Here is an 863-nt window from a genome sequence, read left to right as displayed (position 1 = left end):
AGTGTAGTTGTCAATTTTAAGTAGAATCTGCTTCAATTCGTTCAATGTTTCACTCAAGTGCAATAAATCTTCTTCTGGCAGAAGCACCAGTCTCTCTTGAATTTTATTGGAAAAGGTATGAAATACCTGTTCACAAAAAGCATCGCCTTCTTCTGTAATTGCCACATTCACGACTCTGCGATCCGAGTCACATGAGTTGCGGTCAGCTAATCCAAGCTCCACCAGCTTGTCCAGAAGAGGAGTCATGTTGGGGCGTGAGACATTAAGCTGTTTGGACAAATCAGATACCGTAGACAAGCGCACTTCACGCAGCAACAGTAATACCTGAAAGTTATTAGGCGACAAATGTAATGGGAAATCAAGCGCACCGTAGCTGAAAAATTTCTTTTTCACCATCGGAAACAGGCCCAAAATATTTTCTGATATATTCCCTAACAGTTGAGTGTCCATATTTTTCACCATCACTTTATCAGTTTATACTTATCATTCTATAACATTATAGCTTTATAATATACTATGGAATCATTATTTCTTCATAATAACTATTTTATTACATTACTGAATCCATTTCATAAATGATTAAGCCAACAAAATGCATACTACATATAGACAAATTAAACCATTTTTATCTATATGTACTCTTCATTAAAGCTACTGAGGGTATTATAAAATGGATTCACTGTACAAACAAAAAAAGCCTCTAATACCAGAGGCCTTTCCGTTTATTCCATTGATGCGGTCGAGAGGACTCGAACCTCCACGAGCATACGCTCACTACCCCCTCAAGATAGCGTGTCTGCCATTCCACCACGACCGCATAATAAAACATATATGGTGAGCCATGAAGGACTCGAACCTTCGAC

General features: G+C 38.2%; 1 protein-coding gene and 1 tRNA gene. Both read right to left on the bottom strand.

Features of this window, described 5'->3' with window-relative positions:
• Window positions 1-450, bottom strand: a 450-nt coding sequence (locus C1I60_RS12600; protein WP_137062266.1) for a MarR family winged helix-turn-helix transcriptional regulator, incomplete at its 3' end; no start/stop codon positions are given.
• 284 nt (window positions 451-734) lie between these two features.
• Window positions 735-817 (bottom strand) — tRNA-Leu (locus tag C1I60_RS12595).
• Between the last annotated feature and the right edge of the window lie 46 nt (window positions 818-863).

Origin of the sequence: Paenibacillus terrae (genome assembly GCF_005217525.1) — a bacterium.
Classification (GTDB): domain Bacteria; phylum Bacillota; class Bacilli; order Paenibacillales; family Paenibacillaceae; genus Paenibacillus; species Paenibacillus terrae_C.
The sequence above is the reverse complement of the archived record's forward strand: the minus strand, read 5'-3'. Positions and strand labels throughout refer to the sequence as shown.